This is a genomic window from Arthrobacter sp. FW306-1B-F12A (assembly GCF_058781865.1).
Genome location: NZ_JBYSXD010000113.1, coordinates 1 through 948, shown reverse-complemented (window position 1 = coordinate 948; position 948 = coordinate 1). Strand labels below are relative to the sequence as shown.

General features: G+C 63.9%; 1 protein-coding gene. It reads right to left on the bottom strand.

All coding sequences use genetic code 11. The features are described from left to right. Window positions 1-898, bottom strand: a protein-coding gene (locus tag AC3WJU_RS22450; RefSeq protein WP_492260927.1) for an IS5 family transposase whose coding sequence is annotated in 2 segments (ribosomal slippage) — window positions 1-546 and window positions 548-898 — 897 coding nt in all. Because the reading frame shifts where the segments join, the coding sequence is not laid out codon by codon here. Between the last annotated feature and the right edge of the window lie 50 nt (window positions 899-948).

The following is a 948-nucleotide window of genomic DNA, read 5'->3' as shown; positions in this document are numbered from 1 at the left end:
CTAGGGCGTGTCTCCTAAAGCGGCTAGCCAGATGCTGACTGCCCGGAGAACGGCTCCGCCGCGATAGGTGAGTGCGAGTTTGTCGTAGCGGGTGGCCAGGCCTCGCCATTGCTTGAAAGTATTGAAGTTCCGTTCGACGACGTTCCGGCCCTTGTAGTCCTCTTTGTCAAAGAGCGGGGGCCGTCCTCCGACCGAACCGCGTCGTTTCCGGTGGCCGATTTGATCCGCTGGTTCCGGGATGACCGCGGCGATTCCGCGTCCTCGTAGAAGGCTCCGGATCGCTCGGGATGAATAGGCCTTGTCTCCGCGAACACGGTCCGGGCGGGTCCGGGGTCTTCCCGGGCCAGCCCGGTTGATCTTCAGATGGTCGATCAAATGCGGGAACATGGGCGCGTCTCCGCCCTGCCCCGGCGCGACGAGCAGCACCAAAGGCCGGCCCTTGCCGTCAACCAGGGCATGGATTTTCGTGCTCAATCCGCCGCGGGAACGGCCTATCGCATGATCATCGGGTTCAGCAAACAGATTCATGTAATTCGACGGGGCCCCCTGTGGTCCGGGGAAGGTTCGTGCCGTGCTGGTGCGCGCGGTTCACCGTCGAGTCAACCGAGACCGACCAATCCACTTCGCCCCGGGCATCGGCCACCGTCAGCAGCCCGGCGAGGATCCTGTCCCAGGTGCCGTCGCCGCTATACCGGCGGTGCCGCTTCCAGATCGTCTGCCACGGACCGAACTCCGCGGGAACGTCGCGCCAGGCGATTCCACAGCGATACCGGTAGATGATGCCCTCCACGACCCTGCGATCGTCACGGAACGGACGGCCGCGCCGCCCCAGAGACGACGGCAACAGCGGCTGAATGCGGGCCCACTGCCCATCAGTCAAAACAGAAGTACGAGACACCCATCAAGCATCCCCGACCACCACTCCAGGATTTAGGAGACACGCCCTAG